We start from the raw sequence: 18626 nt of genomic DNA, 5'->3' as shown, positions 1-18626 counted from the left end.
CTTTCGGTTCTGTTGCGTTCGTGTTGCGTGTTTCGTATCCGGTGCGCATCCGTCTATGGATTGGCCGGTTGCGCATCGGCTTTCCAGTCGCCCGATTTGCCGCCCTTTTTTTCGAGCAGGCGGATGCCGCCGATGACCATGTTCTTGTCGAGCGCTTTGGCCATGTCGTAGATCGTGAGCGCGGCCACGCTGACGGCGGTCAGCGCCTCCATCTCAACGCCGGTCTGACCGTTGCAGCGCACCGTGGCGGTGATGAGCACGCGGCTTTCCGCCTCATCGATCTCGAAGTCGACCGCCACTTTGGTCAACAGCAGCGTGTGACAGAGCGGGATCAACTCCGGCGTGCGTTTCGCCGCCATTATGCCGGCGATGCGCGCGGCGGCGAGGACATCTCCCTTCGGCGCGGCGCCTGCGCGGATGGCCGCCAGCGTCGCCGGGGCCATGCGCACCTCGCCTGCGGCTACAGCCGTGCGCGTCGTAACCGCCTTATCGCCCACGTCCACCATCGTGGCGCGGCCTGTGCTGTCGAGATGGGTCAACGCCGTCATTTTGTGCGCTCCGTTGAAAATTTTCTGCAATGAACAAACGCTTCGTTGCACCGGCGCATTTCAGGTTCTCCTCAAAATTCTCGCACAACTTTGACAGTTCTGCACTTCTGACATATTCTATTATTATAAAACGAAATGCGCCTGTAGCTCAGTGGACTAGAGCATCGGTCTTCGGAACCGAGTGTCGGGGGTTCGAATCCCTCCAGGCGTGCCTGTCACGCAATGTGCGCTGCAAACAAAAAACCGTCGGTAAACCGACGGTTTGGTAGTGCGGAGATTTGGGAGCCGTGCTACAATGACTCCAAAACCACCCGACGCCTGTTCGTCGGTCTGGTTAGGCTGGCAGTGGTGTTCGCGCACCCTGCCAGCCGCTTATTTCTGGCGTCCAGCATCGCGCCGTTTGTCTGTTTTGTCAAGCCCCCAGAAAGCCCGCCAGGACGAGCTGTACGGCGTTGTAGCGGTCGCTGTGGTGTGTTTACACCTTGCAGTGCGTTCTAGCCCGTCTACGTGGTTTTTTCTCTGAAGAACATCTGATACAGAATCAGTTGTTCACCCGACGCAGCACCGCCGGGTCGATGTTCAGCAGTTCCGCAATCCACGCCGCATCCTCGGTTTGTAGCCAGCCCTAGCGCAGTCGCTTGCCGCTACAGCCTGGTCGGCGTAGCTGGACGCCTTCCACAGCGCGCAGCAGCACAGCCGCCTGCAATCGGCGCCATGCGAAGTCATCGTTCGTCATACTCTGGAATGAGTCGCCAGACCGCGCCGCGGCGGTCGTCTTCGTGTTCGTCCACAACCGGAACAACCGTGCTGATTTTTTCCAGCAATAGCCGCGTGCCGCGCGGGGTCAGCGCCAACCGCGTGGCAAGTTCGCTCACGGTGTACGCGCCGCCGGTGCAAAGCAGGTAAGTAGCCATTGCAACAGTTTGCGTCGGTAATCGCCTATCTTCGCTCATGTGGTGGCACTCCTGGAAGCGTGGTATACTCAGAGTGCTTCAACTCATTTTCAGCCGCCCAAGACGCGACCAGCACTATACTGGTCGCGTCGGCATTCTTTCGTATCTCGCACCGCAGTTGGGACACTTGGCACGCGTCGCGCCGTCTCTGAATCGGAACATCACACCGCAACCACACCGCACGCTGCTACAGTCCGCCCACAGCCGCTGCACGTCCTCGTCCGCGCCACGCCACGCGGCGCGGACGGCGAGTTTCAGCGCAATCGGGAATGCTACGCCGGAGTCGAGTAGTCTGGCCAGCGTTTCGTCGAAGTCTGCTACCATTCCTCAGCTTCTGGCGCGTCCGCTGCCTGGTCGCTCACGGCGTGAATCTGCTGTAGGAGTTGCTCGAAGACCGCCGACGCACCGCTGCTGGCGCTTTCCGGCATCGCCAACGTCGCCAGCAACGCACGGTCGCGGGGTGATAAGCCAAAGCGCACGCTCAAGCGAAGTAGCGCGTCGAGATTCTGGCGTAGCGAGATGGCAAACGGATTGCGCACCAATTCACCGGAACGCGCACCCTTCACCACGCTCCCCAGGTCGCTGACTTTTGCAGCGTCCCGATTCACCTGGTCAAGCACCACCACCAACGCCGACAACAGCCACGCGTCAGCAGGCGCCAGCCAGCCAGCGTCAATCGACGCCACCACGCGCCGCCAAAGGGGTCGTAGTTTCGGCGGTAACTCTTTGGGCGGTTTCAGCGGCTTTCCTGATTGCGCAGCCTCCACGCGGCGGCGCTTTGCGTGCCGGTCGGCGCGGAATGTGCCATCTGCAAGGTGCGCCGCGGTCGATTTTGGTGCAGGCATAGTACCTCTATACGAAAAAGGAATCACGTTGACATGTGCACGCGTGCACCTGGGCAAGCGGTACGGAGACAAAACTGTCAGAGATTTTGTCCCCCTCCCCTTCAGCGCCGACGGTAGCTCGCCGTGAGTCCCGTGTTGGCGGTGAATCCGACGCGGACGCCCTCGTCATAGCGCAGCGCGCGCTTCTCGCGTTCCGACAGTGCAGCGCGTCCTTCCGCGTCAGCGCGCACTTCCGCCAAATGCTTCTGCAACTGTGGTGGGGCGTCGTTCCAGCCGTCGGACAGTTCGTGTCGGAACTCACGCTTGCAGTACTCCCATCGCTCCTGCGGCGTCATGCGCGACCAGCGCTGAGAGATGCTACCGCCGTTCAGCGTGGGTCTGCGCTCCACAGCGGCGCGCTCCGACGCACTGAGCGTGCTCATGATTGCCGCCAACTCGCGTTGTCGTTCTGCTGGCGTCATTGTTCGTTTCATGCTGCACCCACCTTCACAAACTCTACTTGGTCTGCCAGTTTGGGACCAACCCGCCGCTTGGCGTAGCCGCGGTGCACCAACCAGGATTCCAACACATTGAGCAACTGGCGGTGCGCCGGAGTCGCCGCGGCGTGTTCCGTGCCGTGACTGCGATTTTGCGCTTCGGCGCGCTCGTTGTCCAGGTCAATCAGCCGCTGAAGCTGGTCGCGCACCTGCCAGAGTTCGTCAGCGAACGCACGTTCAGCCGCCTGTACGTCGGATTCCAGCCGACGCCAACAACTCACTTCGTAGCGCCGCGTTGCTGTCTCTTTCTGCGCCGCCACTTCCGCCAACTGGCGCTCGCATTGCGCAAGTGAGTTCGTGGTGGCCGTCACTTTCGCCAACAGCTTCAGCGCCGCCTGTTCGTCGGTCGTGGTGTCCAGTTCCGCCCGCGCCGCCGCAAGTTGCTGGCGTAGCGCGTCTGCCTGGTCGCTCAAGGTCGCTTCACGCTCCAAGATCGCCGTCAATGTTGCACGGTCACGCTCTAGCTCGTTGATTGTGTCCATCCTGCCGTCTCCTCTTGAAAATCGTTGAATGTTAAAGCAATTATAGCACAGAATGCGTGTTCTGTGTCTTAAGATTGAGTGCTAATCACTCTCCCCATAGCCCGCACAGGTGGCTATGCAGCGCTTCCTGTTCGTCCGCGCCGTCAGTCAGCGTGTCGGGCGCCAGCACTTCGACCAAAGCCCGGTCAGCGTTTGCCAGTTCCGCTATCGCAGCGACACGCTCCGCCAATCGCCGGTCGTCTTCGTGATTGCCTATCAGCAGGTCGGCAAAGTCCCGCCAACGCAGCACAACCAAATCTGTGTCGTGTCGTGCGCCAACCTGGTGCAGCACAGCCGCCGCGGTTTGTCCGGCAATGGCTGAGCGTTCCGCCTGTTGCAGCGCAGCGACCACCCGCGCCGGTAGTTGGCGCCAGCTTTTGCATTCCAGCGACCACAGCGCCGTCACCACGTCCGCGCCGGGTTCGCCGGATTGTTTGCGCTGCGTGCCCAACGCTTTGGCAACGCGTTGCTCATGCCGTTGCCAGGTTCGCTTGTGTTGCTTGGTCATGTTTCGCGCATCCAGTTCAGTAACGCTGCAAGTTGCATTGATAGCGGAACCTTATCGAGCAATTCGCCATGGCTGGAGAGAGAGTCTTGCATCTCCCTGTGCAACTCGCGCAGTTGTGGCGCCAGCTTCACCACTAGTTCCGCCAACATCTCCCGCTTGATTGGTTCTGTTAATGTGAATTCAACGCCAAAGCTGGGCAACTCTCCACAAATGGGTGCTTCAAGGATGTCTAGTCTTCCCCAAGTTACTCGGAGAGCCGGGAGTTCAATTTGGATTTTTCCGGCTGGAACGGGGTCTAGTTCTGGTAATTCAATCACAAGCGGTTCGAACATTTTTACCTTTACAGTTGCCATCCTATCACCTCATATTGCTTGCGCTGCGCACCAAGCGCCGCGGCTACGTGTTGCTCGTGTCGCTGCCATGTGCGTCTGTGCTGTTTGGTCATGCCGATTCCTCCATGTGGTTGAGCCGTCCGCGCTGCACTTCATGTGTGTTCAAGTCGATTCGCTCCCAGTCCATTGATACGCCGCACTCTTGCGCCAACTGTCGGCATCGCGCTGATTCATCCGCCAGCAGTGGACGGTTGAGCAGCCCGTCTAGTTCGACCAGCTTCACCAACAGCCCGCGCCGTTTGATGATTTCCTCTTTGGTCAATGGTGACAATCGCTTGTCCGGGTCGCGCACCACAAGCGCGCCGGCGCCGTCAAGCTCGAAGCGGATCCCCACTGCCTTGAGATGGTTGTAGAAGTACCGGATGTGTTTGGGTCTGGTCACTGTACACCCTCACCTGGTAGCGTGTGCGGTCAGGTTCCACAGCTTCTATGTAACCGTCTAGCGCCAAGTCCATGACGGCGGAATCCAGCGCGCCCGGACGGCAACCCAACGCGTTGAGCAGGTCGGCGCGCGTCGCCGCGCCATGTTCGGACAAGTGCTGCAAGATGCGCAGTTTCAACTTTCCCTTCGGCGGCTTGTCGGGCGCCGGAAAGTCAGCCGCCAACAACCGTCCGAATCTTACTCATGTCTTCCAACAGTGTTGATAGACTTTCCTCTCGGAGTCCGCCGTAGTAGTCGGATGTCTGCCAATCGGCGTGATGGTCTGCAAGCAGTTCTTCCATCTCGCTACGCACGTCGCCAAGTGCTTTGATGGCACGCTGTGCCGAACGCATCACCTTTGACACCCGCGGGTTACTCTTGCCGTAGCTGTTCGCAGCGATCACAATCAAGGTTGTCAATGAATGGTGCGCGCGCCGCAACTCGGAGCCGATAACTTGGTGCTGTGCTCTGGTCAGTCCTGGTCTGTGTTTGGTCATAAGTCGATTCCTTCCGTAAGGTTTGTCATGATGGCATTCGCTGGAGCCGTTGTTACCCACAGTGCATCAAATCAGTGCATCAAAAGTGTTGATGCACTGCGCCTCTACCAGAGTAAATTTGACCTTCGCAGTGCATCAAGTGCATCATTTTCCTTCCAATGACAATGTGTTGTGTTTTGAGTCGTTTTACCCCTTTCTTTTCTCCCTGATACATTATCTTTTTTTACTTGATGCACTTGATGCACTTGATGCACTGTTACACTGGAAAATGGCAGTGCATCAACGAAATTTGATGCACTTTTCAGACCATTTGATGCACTGTTGATGCACTTTGCGTTATGTCGCCTGTGGGTTCACCTTGCGCACCAAGCCGACGTAGACGGTCGCGCCGTTTGTTCGCTTTCCTATAATTCCCCATTCCTTCTTGAGCGTGCGCGCCAGCTCGCGTCCCTGCACTTTGTCTTGACCACGTGACAGCCCGGCATAGGTGCGTAAAGCGTCGAGAATCTCGGAAGATGTCACGCGCCATTCGGTCTTGGTGGGGTCAATCGTGTAGGTGCGCACCAGCATGTCAGCCATAATGTCCGGCGCCATGTGGCTTTCAGCGTTCGACCGCTGTACGGTCAACTCCGCCGGATCAAACCGATAGCCCTTCGGGTCTTGTCGCCACAGGTGCATGGTTTGTGCCCAAACTTGGTGAATGTCTATCCTATCGGCGTATCGCCAGTTGATATGTTCAATGTCCACCACGGCGAAACGCCTATTGCCTGTGGAGTCGGAGAGGAATCCGGCGCCGTCCGGATTGACGGTGCCAATGTACGCTGACACCGCCGGTCTTACCGTGTCGAAGTGTCCGTATGGTTTGCGTTCCGTCACTTTCGTCGCAGTGATGTGGGCTTTCAACGCCTCAACGTTTGCCCGGTTCGTGGTTGCGCCCAACTCCATGATTTCCCATATCCAAGAGCGGGTGCGCTGTAGACTACAGTCTTTGTCATCAGGCGTTATATGCTTCTCTACGAAGTAGCTCGGCAATGGACACAGCCAGCTTGCAAAGTGGCTTTTTCCGACGTCCTGGTCACCTGCCAGCACCAACACGAAATTACTGCGCGCTGCATTCTCGTCACCGTGCATCTTGGCAACAGAACCAATCAGCCAACGCAGCAAGAACGTGTGGAAGACGGTTCGTTGTGTGCCGTCCTGATAGACGATAGGTGCGTGCTTGTCGTCGAAGAAGGACGCCAGCCGCCCGATATGGTCGGCGCCGTCCCATGTCAGCGAGTGCAGATATTCCCGCACTGGGTGACGACGGCGCCGCGCCGCCAACGCCAACACAGCGTCATCTAGCGCGCTTAGCAGCTTTAGCCGCGCGTACCCGGCATCACGTGCCGTCATGCGCATGACGGCGCGCTCAGAGTCGGTCAAGCGTTCATCACCGTTCCAGACGCTTTCATCCATATCGTTGAGCCACAAGTCATAGCCCCATTTGCGCAGGTCTCTATCGATTCGTTCGGAGATTTTCAGCCCGTCGTCATCACCCGCCGCTGCATCATCCTTTGGCGTTTCCCGCGAAACACTGTTGCTGCTGTACGTCTCCCGCGTCTTTTCTATCGCCTCCCTGATTGTCCCTTGTCCGTAGGTTTCGCCGGAACGCGCGTTCCGATTCCACTTGTCGCGGAACAGACCAGAACGCCGAAAGAGTCTGTCCATACGCGCCGGGTCTTTGGCTGTCCAGAACGCTAAGTGATTGCACAGTGCAATGTCTGCCGCGCTTTCGTCGCCGCCATAGGCTGATATGTCGCCGTCCCACAACCGCCGGATAGCGGCGCCGTTCTTGCTGGCGAACATGCGTTGCAGTAACGCATCATCGTCAAGCGGGCCGGGTGTGGACGCTTCTTCCTTCTTCGGCAACTGCGCATAGAGCCAGTCCACAGCCGCTTGACGTTCAGGAATTGTCAGCCAGCCCCGGTCATCCAACGGGCGCCCCGTCACCGTAAAGAATCGCCCACGGTCGTACATCTCCAAGCCAAGCGATTTCTCTTTGCGTCCCCGTCCACCCGGCATCGCTGCGCGCACAATCACGTGTACGCCAGTGCCAGACGGCGACAACTCGGTGTAGGAGTCCAGTCGCTGGACTGCCTCTAGCGCCCACGCGTCAAGCTGCCCATCTGCGTAGTGCCCGTCCAGGTCAACGCCCAGGTATGGGTCGGTGTCAGAGAAGACGAAACCAAGCCCGTCGTAACCGCCGCGCACGAACAGACGCGCGGCGGCTTCGAAGGGCGCCCACGTGTGCGGGTCTGTGGAAGACGCTAACGTTCCAGTCACGCTGTGCGGTTGCTTCGTCGGCTTCGAGTCTCCCTTGCGTCTCACAAGTCGCCACAAGACCCACTGGTCAAGGTCAATGAGTTCTTGCGGGAAGTTTTCCCGGATAGCGTCAATCGTTTGTTCGGGCGTCATGGATGTTTCCTGCATCGGAGATAGCGCCGTATCTGCAAACGGTTTGCAGATACGGCGCGGTGCATCATCATGCGAACACAACTTCTTCATCGTCATCCGCTGCCGGGGCTGGCGCGCGCTTGGGCGCCGCTTTCGGAACCTGCGGAACCATCACCAACGACGGGCGCCCCTGGTAGGCGTCGCCCGCCATGCAAAGGACGGTCTTCCCAATCCAGCCGTTCGGGTCAGCGCCCCACTTTTCGGTCAGCCGGGTGTAGTTTCGCTTGTTCAGCGTCGCCTGCCTGTCGTCGTGGAAGGTCAACGCCAACTTGCGCGTACCGTCCTGGAAGTCCACCAGGTTCACGTCATTGATGGTGAGATACTCCGGTTCCTCGAAGTCAGCGCCCTTGACGTACTTGGAGCCGTAGCCGTCTGTTATTGGGTCAAAGTCTTGGACTGGCATGATTGTTCTGCGCCTCCTATGCGCGTTCTGTTTGTGCCTAAAAATCTATGCGTTGAACAGTGCAGGCTGAGCCATGCCCACCGCGGCCGCCTGTGGGTTTGCATTGCCTGCCTGTTGTCGCCAATATCGAAGGGGTAGCGCCGTCTGCTTGCCGTAGCCCCGGTCAACTGGTACGCCGTGTGCGTCGAAGGCGGCTATGTCTGCCGTGTAGTTGGCGCCGGTCTCAGTATCGATAATGCGCACCCTCACGGCGCCCAGCTCGCGCGCCTGTCGGAGGATTCCATCATCCACAGCCCAGCCGCGTGGGGAGCGCAGCATGTGGACGCTTGCCCGGCGTCGCTGTGTGAGTTCTTCGTTTTCGACTACGCCGACAAGTTGACCGTTTACGTACAATACGATTTGTGTCATAATAGAAAAGCCTTCTGCGCTCCGTGCGCAGGGTGCAAAGAGCCGCCCGGAATCGTGTTCCGGTTTCGAGCGTGTTCTGTTCGGTGCGTCGGTGTTATCCGACAGTCGCAGCAACGGCGCCGTGTTCTCTCGCCAAAGGTCTCACGGCGTCGTTGTGCTTTTCCATGATGGCGCCATCAGGCTGATTCCCCAGCAGCGCCGCGCGCAAGATGGCGCGCGCCTGGTCTCTTGGGTGCCGATATTCGGATTTTGCCGCCTTGAGCAACGCCGCGTATTCATCGCTACCAAGAGGCACTTGAATTCGTATGAATCGCTCGTTCATCTGCGTTTACCTCCATGTCTACCACTCTAGTACAACTTAGCCCTTGCAACCCTTGCGTCAAGGGTTGCAAATTTCATGCAAGGCCTTGCATCAAAAATCTGGCACGTCATACCCGGCTTTGCGCAGTCGGTTACGCCATCGGGTAAGCGTACTTTCATCAATGCTGTAGCTTGCAACATAGTCCCGTCGCCGGACTCCACGTTTTCGTGCGTCCGGCCACCCCCGTACAGCTTCTAGCTGTCGTGCAACTTCGCTATCACTTGCCGTGTCAGTACCGGCTTCACTTTCCTGCGTTTCCCTAGCAGTCGCAAACGCCATCTTTCTGATCAACCACTCCCACGCTTCGCGCGCAACCGCAGACGCTTGCCCGGCGTCGTCAAGCATCAGTTCCACGTAGAGAGGGCGCTCGCCATCGCACCACGCTGGGGTGTCCAATACCAGTACCCCGCGCCGCTCATATATCGATTCTTCTCTTACCTTCACCGCGCCAACGATTCGCTGCCCCCGTACTGTACATTCAATAATCGGCACTGTGAACGTACCGTGAGCCTCCTTTTTCTCTCCAAACTTCCATCGTTCATTACGGTTTTGTCTGATTCGTTCTTCTTCTAGAGTTAGATTGAGTTGCCCCAATCCGTCAGCATGGTAGAATTTCCGTGTGTAGGCGTGTGCGCCCTCTGTGGTAGAATCCATCTTGGCACCTTTCGATTTGCGAGACGCTGGCGGTCTCCGTCCAATAGAAAGCCAGCGTCTCGCATTTTAGCATCTGGTTCTACCCTTCGCCGCTAAGCCTCCTCTACGAGTCGGTGTGGGAATGCGTCTTCCCAGTCTACGTAGTGTTCGGTCAATTCCTGTTCGTACAGCGCCGCCGCTTCGTCCTCGCCAATCGGTTCGAGCGTGTCTTGCTCCCCCTGCCACATGGTGAGCGTCACCACGAAGTAGCGATTGTTGGGAGTGCGGTACAGAAAACGGTTGCGCCCGTTGCGTTCGTGGTTGCGTCCGTCCCAATACTGGTCGTCCGCCAGCAGCGTAGCCGTCGCCACTCGATAACGGACGCCTCCCACAACTCTTTGCATGTTATCTGGTACAGTCAACATTGTTCGATTCCTTTCTGGGGTCTCTCCCCACTCTTGAAAACTCCCCAATTGAGCCTACCAAGTGCCATCCGCGGTACTATACGAAGTGACAGCGTTCGCCCGTCCTTCGGTCATAGTTCGCCCAGTTTTTGATTAGCCCATGTGCTACGCGTCGCCCGCCATGCCTCGCGCCACTCCGACAGCGTGACAGGCGCGGCGCGCAGGTATGCCAGCGCAGTACGCCGGGTGTAGCCAGCGCCTACGTACCAGTTTTTCAGTTCGGCGTCATAGACGAACAGCGGATTGTCGGTCGTCATGCAGCGCCGCCGCAACAGCCAGGATAACGCCCGCTGTTCGGTGCGTCGCAGTCCCCATTGCGCTGCGCCGTTGCGTCCCCACGGCGCGGGAATCAGCAATCGCCCGTCGGGGTCAATGTTGCTGTAAACCTGGTCGTCATCCACGTCAAACAGCACTTCCACGAAAAAGAGCAACGCATTGTTCGCCAGTTCCGCCTTTGCGCCCATGACGCCACGGCGTGACAGTTTCTGCGCAACAGCCCGCAACGGCGTGTGTCGCTCCGGCTGCGCACCGACGATGGCTTCGGTGCGCTGTAGCTCGACTGGAATCACGTAATTCATTGCTCGTGCCATGTGTCCTCCCGCAGCATGGAGTCAATCCGTTCGTGTCGCGCTCGCTGCTCGTGGCGCAGCAGGCGGTACTGCAACAACACGCCAATCAGCCCTATGCCGTCTGGCGACGCCAGCGCGTGAAACAGCCATGCACCAGCCCAGATAAGCGCCGCAAATCCGAAGAAAACCGCCAGCGCCGTCACTGACAGTAGCGGAACCTTCCAACCCACCACAGCCAGCAACAGCCCGCCAAGTCCGACGATTAGCGCCAAGCCTGCTGTCGAGATGTTGAATGCGACCGCTCTATCGGTCTCGGAGACTGCAACTGCTTCAGGTTCCACAGGCGCACGTAGAATGACTTCCTGTGGAGCAGCCGGTTCAGACCGCCACGGTCTGACAACAATCGGCGCCGGTTCGACGAAGTTTTGGCGCGTCGGCGCGCCGCGCGTGTAGCTCAGGTCTGGTTCAATCATGATTCACTCTCCTGGATGCACTCAATGCCGCCTGCGACGACTCGATAGTCGCCACACAGCGCCGGAAACTGCTTCACCACGCTCTTGAGGCTGATTCTGTGTGGACTGTTGCCGCCGCCGGACAGCGAGAACGCGCCGGCGTCGTTCGGCGTAGCTGGCTGTAGCCGCATCCACTTCAACTCGGGTTCAATCTGCACGCGCACCCGCGGCGGTTTGCCAAGCAGCGCTGTCGCGGCGTGGTTGAGCGTGAATTGTCCAGAGTCGTAGAGCTTCGCCGCTGGCTTTTTTTGACGCCGCCGCTGTTTTCGGGTCTTACGTGTATCCATGCCATTTTTCAATCCCCTTTCATTGCAAAGCGCCGCCCTTCGGCGACAAGTTCCTCGGTCTGCGATTCGTGAGACGCACCCAGGAAGACGAACGCCAACAGCACTAGACCAAAAAATCAGCAGTTCCATGCTATCGTCTCCCTCTTCGTCGCTGTGGACGTTCTACCCGCCGCTTCCTTCACTTCCGTCGTCCAGCAAGCGCAGCTTGTCCCACACGCCGCCTGCCCGGCGCTCAGCCATAATCTGCGCGCCGTGCGCAGCACTGCCCAACTGCCGTCAGGCTGTAGCTCAATCGTGTAACGAGTCATGATTCATTCTCCTTCGCAATAGATAGCAGCGCCAGCGCCGACGATTGCCACAAAGCAAAGCGTAGAGCCGGTCACAATGCGTCAAGTGTCATAGCGCACCTCGTCTTGGTTCTCTGGAATGAATGCACATTCACCCGGCAACAGCGGCATTTGCACCGGGTGTCTTCCGTTGCAGATAGGACACAACCGCGGCGCGGCGTGACGCCGTTTCAACTTGCGCTCGAAGTTCCTGTCACCTTCCCAGGTGCGCACCACCACGAAGGTCAAGCCGCGTTCTTTCGCAACTTGTGTCAGTCTGGCGCCGTGCCCGTGCGCGTGCGCATGAATGCGCGGCGCCAGGTCTTCGGCGTAGCCTAGATAATGCTGTGCCGTGTGGCGCCCCGGTGCGATAGGTTCGGAGAAGTGGAGAAGATAGACTGTGCTCATAGGTCTAGCTCCATTCCACAGCGCGGACACTCGCACAGCCCACCGCCGCCGATGACATGGTCAAGCTGAGCACCGCACAATGGGCAGCGCAGCGCAGCGCAGAGCGGATAGCTATCAGCCGCGGCCCCGGGGCATCATCAAGCAGCGTCAGTTGCGTCCAGCCGGTCTTCTCGATATTCAGTTGTGTTTGCTTGGGTTCGTTCATTGTGCTTGTGTCCTTTCACACGGTAGAATGTCGTTGCGCCCGTCCTGTGGTGTGTCCCTGTGCAGCGTCTTCAGCGCCTGCACAGTCCACGGGATGGGCGATTGCTACTTATGGGAATACACCTTCCCGGATGTTTAGGAAGGTGTCCACAGCGCCGTATCGCCTGTGCGCGTTGCGTGTGTCATCTTCAACCAACCGCAGATAACGCTGTAACGTGTCGATGCTTTCATGCCCCATCAGCGCCGCCAAACTGTAAATGTCCATGCCGGCGCGCAAGCTCCACAGCGCAAACGTTCGCCGGAACATATGACCAGTGGCGCGCACGCCGGCGCGTTCACCAATGCGCGCGATAATCTGTTGCAGTCCGTTGCGAGTCAACCGTTTGTCATTGTTCAGATTTCGCCATAATGGAGCGTTCGCCGATGGGCAATTGCTGGCAATGTGATACTCCAGCATCGCGCGTCGGGTCTTCTCCCCAAGATAGACGGTGCGAGTCTTGCGTCCCTTGCCTGCCGTAATCCGCACAGCGCCGGTCACCATGTCCACATCGCCGACGTTGACAGCGATAACTTCAGACCCGCGCGCGCCGGTATCGAGTAAGAACAAAATCAGCGCGGTCTCGCGTGGCGTCCCACAAGCCGCCAACAATCGCCGGGCGTCTTCTATAGAAAGGTCGGGAAGCACGTCCTTCGATGTCTTGGGCGCCCTGACGTTTGCGATTGGCGATACGGATAGCCAACCCTCTGCAACGCAGAAATTGAGCCATGCACGAATGGCGCGGAAGGACGCAAGTCGGGTGTATTCGCCCCAACCGGGCTTTTCATCTGTAGGTGTTGCTTTGTGGGTCTGGTACAGCCGGATATGCTTCGGGGTGATGTCGGTCAGCAACGTGACGCCTACATCGGTCAACCAGGCTACAAATTGACCGATATACCACTCATAGTATTCGCGCGTGGAGTTTGTGTAGTTGCGCGCTGCAACTTCCAACATCCACCCATGCTTTGCCTCGATAGGCGTGATAGCCATGTGTGCAACTGTCCCCAGTTGCGCACATTACGTAGACAGGTCTTCGGAACCGAGTGTCGGGGGTTCGAATCCCTCCAGGCGTGCTGAACCTCTGGTAGTTTGACCCGTGTCATGTAATCATTGACGCGGGTTTTCTATTTTGGAGCGACAAGTTTGGAGCAACAAGGCGGCTTAAGAGAGCGACGGGCGTCAAGCCATTTTCGCCCCATGCTTTGCGGCGCACAATGGCGATTCACAGTCTGTGCAATGGCATAAACATTTACCTGTTGGCGCGCATGTTGGGGCGCGCCGACATACACGTACTCAAGCACTACCGGTTCACTCAACGCACAGGCTGATCGACCTCGGCGCGCTGCACCGGCGTCTGCTCCTCCGCCAGCGCCAGCACCGCCCGCGCCGTGATGTTGTCCGTCGCCAGCACAGTGCAATATCGGCTGCGCAGCACGGCCAGGATGGCGGGCGCTTTGGTCAGGCCGCGGGCGACGGCGATCACTTTGGGGATGCGGCGCAGGTCCTCTAGCTCGACGCCGATCACGCGGCGGTTGATTTCGATGCCTTCGGTGCGCCCCATGGCGTCGAAAAAACGGCCGGCGGTCTCGCCCACGACGCCTTGCTCGCGCAGCAGCGCCAGATCGTTGCGCGTGATCAGACCGGCGCGCAGGAAGCTGGAGTCGCGCTCGTCCACCGAGCCGATGCCGGTGATGGCGAGCTGCACGGAGCGAGCGCGACGGATCGCCTCGCGCACGGTCGGCTCGGAGAGGAAGAGATCGCGCACCTCCGGCCGCTCGACCAGCACCGGCGCGTGCAGGTCGTAGTGGCGGCCGCCCAGCTTCGCCGCCACCATGCGCGCCAGGTCCGGGCCGTCGATCACCAGCGCGCCGACGCCGCCCATCAACTGCACGACGTCGATGCCCTGCGCCAGATGGTTGGGCAGGGCGCTGACCGTAGCGTGCACCCCCGTGCCCCACGCCACGCCGATCGTGGAGCCTTCCGGCAGGTTGGGGATGATGCGCTGGAGATAGACCGCAGCCAGCTGGCCGACGCCGGCCAGCAGCGAGGCGTCGTCGGCGTCCGGCTTGGCCTCCAGCACCAACGCGTCGCTGAGCTGGAAGCGGGCGACAAGCTGCATCTCCATCTCGAAATCGTGCGGGATGGGCGTCTTGATGTTCACCTCGATGATCCCGCGCTCCCAGGCCTCCTTGAGCAACCGGGAAATCTTGGATGTGGAGACGCCCAGCCGCTTTGCAATCTCCGCCTGTCCCAGGTGAAACTTGTAGTAAAGGCTGGCCACCATCGCCAGCAGGTCCTCATGTTCGTTCATCGCCGGCGCCTTCCGGTCAAAAACGGATGGATGATCTGGAAGAAAGTCTGCAAATTTTTGCACACAGCATAACACTCCACAACAAGGATGTCAAGCAGATCCGACAAATTTCCCTCCTAAAAAATCCTTGCGGCGACTTTTCACTCATCTTCACATCGAAAGCTCATTGCTCTTTTTGTCTTTGTTTTCTCTGGATTTCTCTTCAGAAATTGAAAATTTGAAGTTTGATGCCGGTCGCCGGTCTGGCTTTGGCCTGAAATTTTGCAACGTGTCGGGGCTTGACAACCTCGCCGGTTCGTGCTATGCTCCCTGCAAGAAATTTCATTATTTGAATTTTTTTGCTCCCAAAAGCACATTTTATCCATCAAGATCGATTCAAGCGCCCGTCGTGACAAAGGGTGCAACGCTCAAAAAAGGCTCATCTATGCGCGTTCGTTGTGATGGTTTTGTCTTCGACCTGGATGGGACGGTCTATCTCGGTGAGGCGGCGTTGCCCGGCGCCGTAGAAGGGATCGCCGGCCTGCGCGCACGCGGCAAGCGCGTGCTCTTCGTCAGCAACAAGCCGTTGGAGCCGCGCGCCAAATACGCTGCCAAGCTCACGCGGCTCGGCATTCCCACCGAGCCGGAGGATGTGATCACATCGGGCTACGTGCTCGGCCATCACCTCGCCCATCACCAGCCGGAGCTGCGCTATTACGTGGTCGGCGAGGAGAATCTACGCCAGGAGCTGCGCAGCCACGGCCTGAAGGTGGTGGACGAGCTGCTCGAGCAAGACCCGAAAGAGGTGATCGACCCCAAGGGCATCGACGCCGTGATTGTGGCCTTCGACCGCACGTTGAACTACCGCAAACTCAACACCGCCTATCAGGCCCTGATGCGCGGTGCGCGCTTTTACGCCACCAACGGCGACAAGACCTGTCCGATGCCCGGCGGCGCCATCCCGGATGCAGGCGGGACGATTGCGGCGCTGGAAACTATGACCGGCCGCAAGCTGGAGCTGCTCGCCGGCAAGCCTTCCACGCTCACAATGGAGGTGGCGCTGGAGCGGCTCGGCCTGCCCGCCGAGCGCTGCATGATGGTGGGCGACCGGCTGGAGACGGACATCGCCATGGGACAGGCGGCGGGGATGCTCACGGCGGTCGCGCTGACCGGGGTGAGCACGCGCGAGGACGTGGCGCGCATGACGAAGCCCCCCACCTTTGCGATTGAGCGGTTGAGCGAGCTGTTGGAGCTGATTGAGTAAATTCGCGCGATCGGATCAGCGTTTGTCCATGGGGGAGCGTGCTCCGTAGGAGTTGCGCAATCGGCGGGACTTTTGTGAGAACACCGCCTTCCAGGGGCGCCTGAGGCTCTTCTGAAAGGTGGGCTGCCTGCGCAACTTTTACATCCAATAAAATCGAACGACGATTTTTTGCGTTGCCTGGAAGGAAGAAAGGAGGGGAAACGGACGAAAAGGTTGTTGGAAGGGGCGGAGTTTGCCGTGACCGAATTGTGTGCTGAAGTCTAGTCGAACCAAGTCAGTATTCCACCGGAGAGACCCTATGAAAACCAGGACAATCTATTTCATGCTGGCCGTGCTCACCACTGTTGCGTTGGTGATCGCCGCCTGCGGAGCGCCTGCAGCGCCTGCGCCGGCCCAACCTGCGCCTGCACAGCAACAGGCGGCTGCGCCGAGCGGCGAGTTCAACTGGCGCGCCTACGAGGGCGAGAGCCTCAAGCTGCTGCTGAACCAGCATCCCTATCAGCAGGCGCTGGTCGGCGAGCTAGACAAGTTCACCGAACTGACCGGCATCAACGTCACCTACGACGTCTTCCCCGAGCAGAACTACTTCGACAAGGTGACGATCGACCTCCAGGCCGGCCCTGCCAGCACCTACGACGTCTTCATGACGGGCGCGTATATGATCTGGCAATATGCGCCGGCCGGCTGGATGGAGCCGCTGGAGGGCTACATCAACGATCCCAGCAAGACCCATCCAGACTATGACTTTGAGGACATCCTGCCCGACCTGCGCAACTCCGAGCGCTGGAATCTGCTGCCCGGCGCCGAGAATCTGGGCCAGGGGTCGCAGTACGCCATTCCGTGGGGCTGGGAAGCCAACGCCTACATGTATCGCAAGGACATCTTCGACGCCAACGGGCTGAAGCCGCCGGCATCGCTCGACGAGCTGGTCGAGGTGAGCAAGAAACTCAAGGAGATCAACCCCAACATGGCGGGCATCGTCGTGCGCGGCAGCCTGAACTGGGCCACCATTCACCCCGGCTTCATGACGATGTACTCCAGCTACGGCTGCCGCGACTACAACGAGAAGATGCAGCCGCAGATGAACTCCGACTGCGCCGTGGAAGTGACGTCGAAGTGGATCGACATGGTGCGCAGCGCCGGCCCCGAAGCGTGGACGACCTACACCTGGTATCAGGCCGGCTCGGACTTCGGCGCGGGCAAGGCGGCGGCGCTCTTCGACGCCGACATTCTAGGGTACTTCCAGAACCAGCCGGGCACGGCGGCGCCGGAGGTGCTGGGCAACGTGGCGTGGGCGCCGGGTCCGCGCGGGCCGAACGGCGAGCTGCGCACCAACATCTGGATCTGGTCGCTGGCCATGAACGCCGGCTCCAAGAAGAAGGACGCCGCCTGGCTCTTCATGCAGTGGGCGACGGGCAAGGACTTCCTCACCACCGGCGCAATCGAGTACAACATGGTCAACCCGGTGCGCCAGTCGATCTGGGACAACCCGGACTTCCAGGCCAAGATGGCGGAGCAGACCGACTATCTGGCGACCTTCCAGACCATTTCGGCCAACGATATGAAGATTCAGTTCACGCCGCAGCCGCTCTTCTTCGAGACCACGACCGAGTGGGCGCAGGCGCTGCAGGACATCTACGCCGGTCAGGACGCCAAGGAGCGGCTGGATAAGCTTGTCGCCAGCCTCACCGAGCAGTTGAAAGACGCCGGCATCTATCAGGAGTAAACGACTCGGAGTGTTTGGGAGAGGTCTTCCAGAGAGCGCATGAAGATGAACAGTCGATCTTCAACGCACTCTCTGGAAGGCCGTATGTCAGGGAAAGGCGCCTCTATGGAAGAAAACATCCGTCCACCGTTCGCAGTGCGCGCACGGCCCTGGTTCATCGCTCTGCCTGCATTGTTGGTGTTGATCGGCATCCTGTATCCGTTCTTGACCGCAATTTACTACTCGATGACAGCCTACGCGCTGAACCGGCCCGGCAGCGTCGACACCTTCGTCGGGCTGCGCAACTACGTGCGCATGTTCACGAGCGAAGATTTCCTCTACAGCACCTATATCACCTTCGCTTACGCCCTGCTCGCCACCGGCATCGAGCTGACGCTAGGGCTGATCGTGGCGATGCTGCTCAACCGCGACTCCCGGCTGGCGAAGATTTTCACGCCGACGTTGATCTTTCCCATGATCATTCCGCCGGTGATCGGCACATTGGTCTGGAAGATGATGATGCAGCCGAGCGTAGGCATCCTCAACCCGATGCTCAACGCCGTAGGGCTGCCTTCGCTGCAATGGGCGGCTGCGCCGGAGACGGCGCTCTTCTCGGTGTTGTTGGTGGACATCTGGATGTTCACGCCCTTCGTCGCCCTGATTCTGCTGGCGGGGCTGCGCTCCTTTCCCAGCGCACCTTTTGAGGCCGCGCGCGTGGACGGCGCCTCTTTCTGGTTCACCTTCCGCAACCTGACGCTGCCGATGCTCTCGCCCTTCATCATCATCGTGGTCGTCTTCCGTCTGATGGACTCGCTGAAGATGTTCGACATTATCTTCGCCATGACCGAAGGCGGCCCAGGCAACACACTGATGACCTATCAGCTCACCGCCTATCGCACGAGCATCCAGTTCCAGCGGCTGGCGCAAGGATTGCCGTACGCCATTCTGCTCTACATCATTATCTATATTACGAGCATGTATCTGATCAAGGCGTGGGGGCGCGCACAGCGTCGCGCCGCCGGCTATTGACGAGAATCGATT

The 18626-nt window shown here is 59.2% G+C and carries 27 protein-coding genes and 1 tRNA gene; 5 read left to right on the top strand and 23 right to left on the bottom strand.

The genetic code is table 11. The annotated features are described in order from the left end of the window. Nucleotides 1–53: 53 nt before the first annotated feature. Nucleotides 54–548 (bottom strand): cyclic pyranopterin monophosphate synthase MoaC, encoded by a 495-nt coding sequence (gene moaC, locus Q0367_RS18335; RefSeq protein WP_297636178.1) that lies wholly within the window; start codon nucleotides 546–548, stop codon nucleotides 54–56. A gap of 137 nt (nucleotides 549–685) precedes the next feature. On the opposite strand from moaC, the gene Q0367_RS18330 reads away from it, so the two are divergent. Continuing rightward, nucleotides 686–759 (top strand) — tRNA-Arg (locus Q0367_RS18330). A gap of 511 nt (nucleotides 760–1270) precedes the next feature. Here the strand turns inward: Q0367_RS18330 and Q0367_RS18325 are convergent. The 21 genes from Q0367_RS18325 to Q0367_RS18225 all read right to left on the bottom strand — a co-directional run bounded on the left by Q0367_RS18325 (nucleotide 1271) and on the right by Q0367_RS18225 (nucleotide 13280). Further along, entirely contained in the window at nucleotides 1271–1462 is a 192-nt protein-coding gene (locus Q0367_RS18325) for a hypothetical protein (RefSeq protein WP_297636181.1), read from the bottom strand. Nucleotides 1463–1818: 356 nt separating this feature from the next. After that, nucleotides 1819–2346 (bottom strand): P27 family phage terminase small subunit, encoded by a 528-nt coding sequence (locus Q0367_RS18320; protein ID WP_297636184.1) that lies wholly within the window; start codon nucleotides 2344–2346, stop codon nucleotides 1819–1821. A gap of 101 nt (nucleotides 2347–2447) precedes the next feature. Further along, entirely contained in the window at nucleotides 2448–2819 is a 372-nt protein-coding gene (locus tag Q0367_RS18315) for a hypothetical protein (RefSeq protein WP_297636187.1), read from the bottom strand. Beyond that, nucleotides 2816–3364 (bottom strand): hypothetical protein, encoded by a 549-nt coding sequence (locus Q0367_RS18310; protein WP_297636190.1) that lies wholly within the window; start codon nucleotides 3362–3364, stop codon nucleotides 2816–2818. Before Q0367_RS18310 ends, Q0367_RS18315 begins: the two co-directional genes overlap by 4 nt. 85 nt (nucleotides 3365–3449) lie before the next feature. Beyond that, nucleotides 3450–3911, bottom strand: coding sequence for a hypothetical protein (locus Q0367_RS18305; RefSeq protein WP_297636192.1), 462 nt, complete (start codon nucleotides 3909–3911; stop codon nucleotides 3450–3452). Further along, nucleotides 3908–4264 carry a hypothetical protein gene (locus Q0367_RS18300; RefSeq protein ID WP_297636195.1) on the bottom strand — a complete coding sequence of 119 codons (357 nt, stop codon included), beginning with the start codon at nucleotides 4262–4264 and terminating at the stop codon, nucleotides 3908–3910. Before Q0367_RS18300 ends, Q0367_RS18305 begins: the two co-directional genes overlap by 4 nt. Before the next feature lie 88 nt (nucleotides 4265–4352). Continuing rightward, nucleotides 4353–4685: a hypothetical protein gene (locus tag Q0367_RS18295; RefSeq protein WP_297636197.1), complete on the bottom strand. Its 333-nt coding sequence runs from the start codon at nucleotides 4683–4685 to the stop codon at nucleotides 4353–4355. 212 nt (nucleotides 4686–4897) lie between these two features. Beyond that, on the bottom strand, nucleotides 4898–5221 hold the full coding sequence (locus Q0367_RS18290; protein ID WP_297636200.1) for a hypothetical protein: 324 nt from the start codon (nucleotides 5219–5221) through the stop codon (nucleotides 4898–4900). A 336-nt stretch (nucleotides 5222–5557) separates the two neighbouring features. Then, the gene (locus tag Q0367_RS18285; RefSeq protein WP_297636203.1) at nucleotides 5558–7675 is read right to left on the bottom strand and encodes a VapE domain-containing protein; all 2118 of its coding nucleotides are present in this window, start codon (nucleotides 7673–7675) and stop codon (nucleotides 5558–5560) included. Between the two features lie 67 nt (nucleotides 7676–7742). Continuing rightward, nucleotides 7743–8117 (bottom strand): hypothetical protein, encoded by a 375-nt coding sequence (locus Q0367_RS18280; RefSeq protein ID WP_297636206.1) that lies wholly within the window; start codon nucleotides 8115–8117, stop codon nucleotides 7743–7745. A 45-nt stretch (nucleotides 8118–8162) separates the two neighbouring features. Next, complete coding sequence (locus tag Q0367_RS18275) at nucleotides 8163–8525, bottom strand: hypothetical protein (RefSeq protein ID WP_297636210.1); 363 nt, start codon at nucleotides 8523–8525, stop codon at nucleotides 8163–8165. A gap of 94 nt (nucleotides 8526–8619) precedes the next feature. Then, the gene (locus Q0367_RS18270; RefSeq protein WP_297636213.1) at nucleotides 8620–8847 is read right to left on the bottom strand and encodes a hypothetical protein; all 228 of its coding nucleotides are present in this window, start codon (nucleotides 8845–8847) and stop codon (nucleotides 8620–8622) included. 90 nt (nucleotides 8848–8937) lie between these two features. Further along, nucleotides 8938–9540: a hypothetical protein gene (locus Q0367_RS18265; protein ID WP_297636216.1), complete on the bottom strand. Its 603-nt coding sequence runs from the start codon at nucleotides 9538–9540 to the stop codon at nucleotides 8938–8940. A 92-nt stretch (nucleotides 9541–9632) separates the two neighbouring features. Beyond that, entirely contained in the window at nucleotides 9633–9944 is a 312-nt protein-coding gene (locus Q0367_RS18260) for a hypothetical protein (RefSeq protein WP_297636219.1), read from the bottom strand. A gap of 110 nt (nucleotides 9945–10054) precedes the next feature. Beyond that, the gene (locus Q0367_RS18255; protein ID WP_297636222.1) at nucleotides 10055–10573 is read right to left on the bottom strand and encodes a hypothetical protein; all 519 of its coding nucleotides are present in this window, start codon (nucleotides 10571–10573) and stop codon (nucleotides 10055–10057) included. Beyond that, complete coding sequence (locus tag Q0367_RS18250) at nucleotides 10558–11025, bottom strand: hypothetical protein (RefSeq protein ID WP_297636225.1); 468 nt, start codon at nucleotides 11023–11025, stop codon at nucleotides 10558–10560. The genes Q0367_RS18255 and Q0367_RS18250 overlap by 16 nt, the downstream gene beginning before the upstream one ends. Beyond that, nucleotides 11022–11480: a hypothetical protein gene (locus Q0367_RS18245; protein ID WP_297636227.1), complete on the bottom strand. Its 459-nt coding sequence runs from the start codon at nucleotides 11478–11480 to the stop codon at nucleotides 11022–11024. The genes Q0367_RS18250 and Q0367_RS18245 overlap by 4 nt, the downstream gene beginning before the upstream one ends. Then, nucleotides 11468–11659, bottom strand: a complete 192-nt coding sequence (locus tag Q0367_RS18240) for a hypothetical protein (RefSeq protein ID WP_297636231.1) — start codon at nucleotides 11657–11659, stop codon at nucleotides 11468–11470. The genes Q0367_RS18245 and Q0367_RS18240 overlap by 13 nt, the downstream gene beginning before the upstream one ends. Before the next feature lie 81 nt (nucleotides 11660–11740). Further along, nucleotides 11741–12085, bottom strand: coding sequence for a hypothetical protein (locus Q0367_RS18235; RefSeq protein ID WP_297636235.1), 345 nt, complete (start codon nucleotides 12083–12085; stop codon nucleotides 11741–11743). Between the two features lie 4 nt (nucleotides 12086–12089). Continuing rightward, nucleotides 12090–12290, bottom strand: a complete 201-nt coding sequence (locus tag Q0367_RS18230) for a hypothetical protein (RefSeq protein ID WP_297636238.1) — start codon at nucleotides 12288–12290, stop codon at nucleotides 12090–12092. Nucleotides 12291–12398: 108 nt separating this feature from the next. Continuing rightward, a complete protein-coding gene (locus Q0367_RS18225) occupies nucleotides 12399–13280 on the bottom strand; it encodes a tyrosine-type recombinase/integrase (RefSeq protein ID WP_297636240.1) in 882 nt (293 codons plus the stop codon). A 152-nt stretch (nucleotides 13281–13432) separates the two neighbouring features. Between Q0367_RS18225 and Q0367_RS21150 the strand changes: the two genes are divergently transcribed. Continuing rightward, complete coding sequence (locus Q0367_RS21150) at nucleotides 13433–13654, top strand: tyrosine-type recombinase/integrase (protein WP_363325889.1); 222 nt, start codon at nucleotides 13433–13435, stop codon at nucleotides 13652–13654. Here Q0367_RS21150 and Q0367_RS18220 read toward each other — a convergent pair. Next, nucleotides 13639–14637 (bottom strand): sugar-binding transcriptional regulator, encoded by a 999-nt coding sequence (locus Q0367_RS18220; RefSeq protein WP_297636243.1) that lies wholly within the window; start codon nucleotides 14635–14637, stop codon nucleotides 13639–13641. The genes Q0367_RS21150 and Q0367_RS18220 overlap by 16 nt on opposite strands. A gap of 424 nt (nucleotides 14638–15061) precedes the next feature. Between Q0367_RS18220 and Q0367_RS18215 the strand changes: the two genes are divergently transcribed. The 3 genes from Q0367_RS18215 to Q0367_RS18205 all read left to right on the top strand — a co-directional run bounded on the left by Q0367_RS18215 (nucleotide 15062) and on the right by Q0367_RS18205 (nucleotide 18614). Next, nucleotides 15062–15880: an HAD-IIA family hydrolase gene (locus Q0367_RS18215; protein ID WP_297636246.1), complete on the top strand. Its 819-nt coding sequence runs from the start codon at nucleotides 15062–15064 to the stop codon at nucleotides 15878–15880. Between the two features lie 298 nt (nucleotides 15881–16178). Beyond that, a complete protein-coding gene (locus Q0367_RS18210) occupies nucleotides 16179–17606 on the top strand; it encodes an ABC transporter substrate-binding protein (RefSeq protein WP_297636249.1) in 1428 nt (475 codons plus the stop codon). 105 nt (nucleotides 17607–17711) lie between these two features. Next, nucleotides 17712–18614 carry a carbohydrate ABC transporter permease gene (locus Q0367_RS18205; protein ID WP_297636263.1) on the top strand — a complete coding sequence of 301 codons (903 nt, stop codon included), beginning with the start codon at nucleotides 17712–17714 and terminating at the stop codon, nucleotides 18612–18614. Nucleotides 18615–18626: the final 12 nt, after the last annotated feature.

It is taken from the genome of uncultured Caldilinea sp., from assembly GCF_937128415.1.
In the GTDB taxonomy this organism is placed as follows: Bacteria; Chloroflexota; Anaerolineae; order Caldilineales; family Caldilineaceae; genus Caldilinea.
This window is presented reverse-complemented; position numbering and strand designations above follow the sequence as displayed.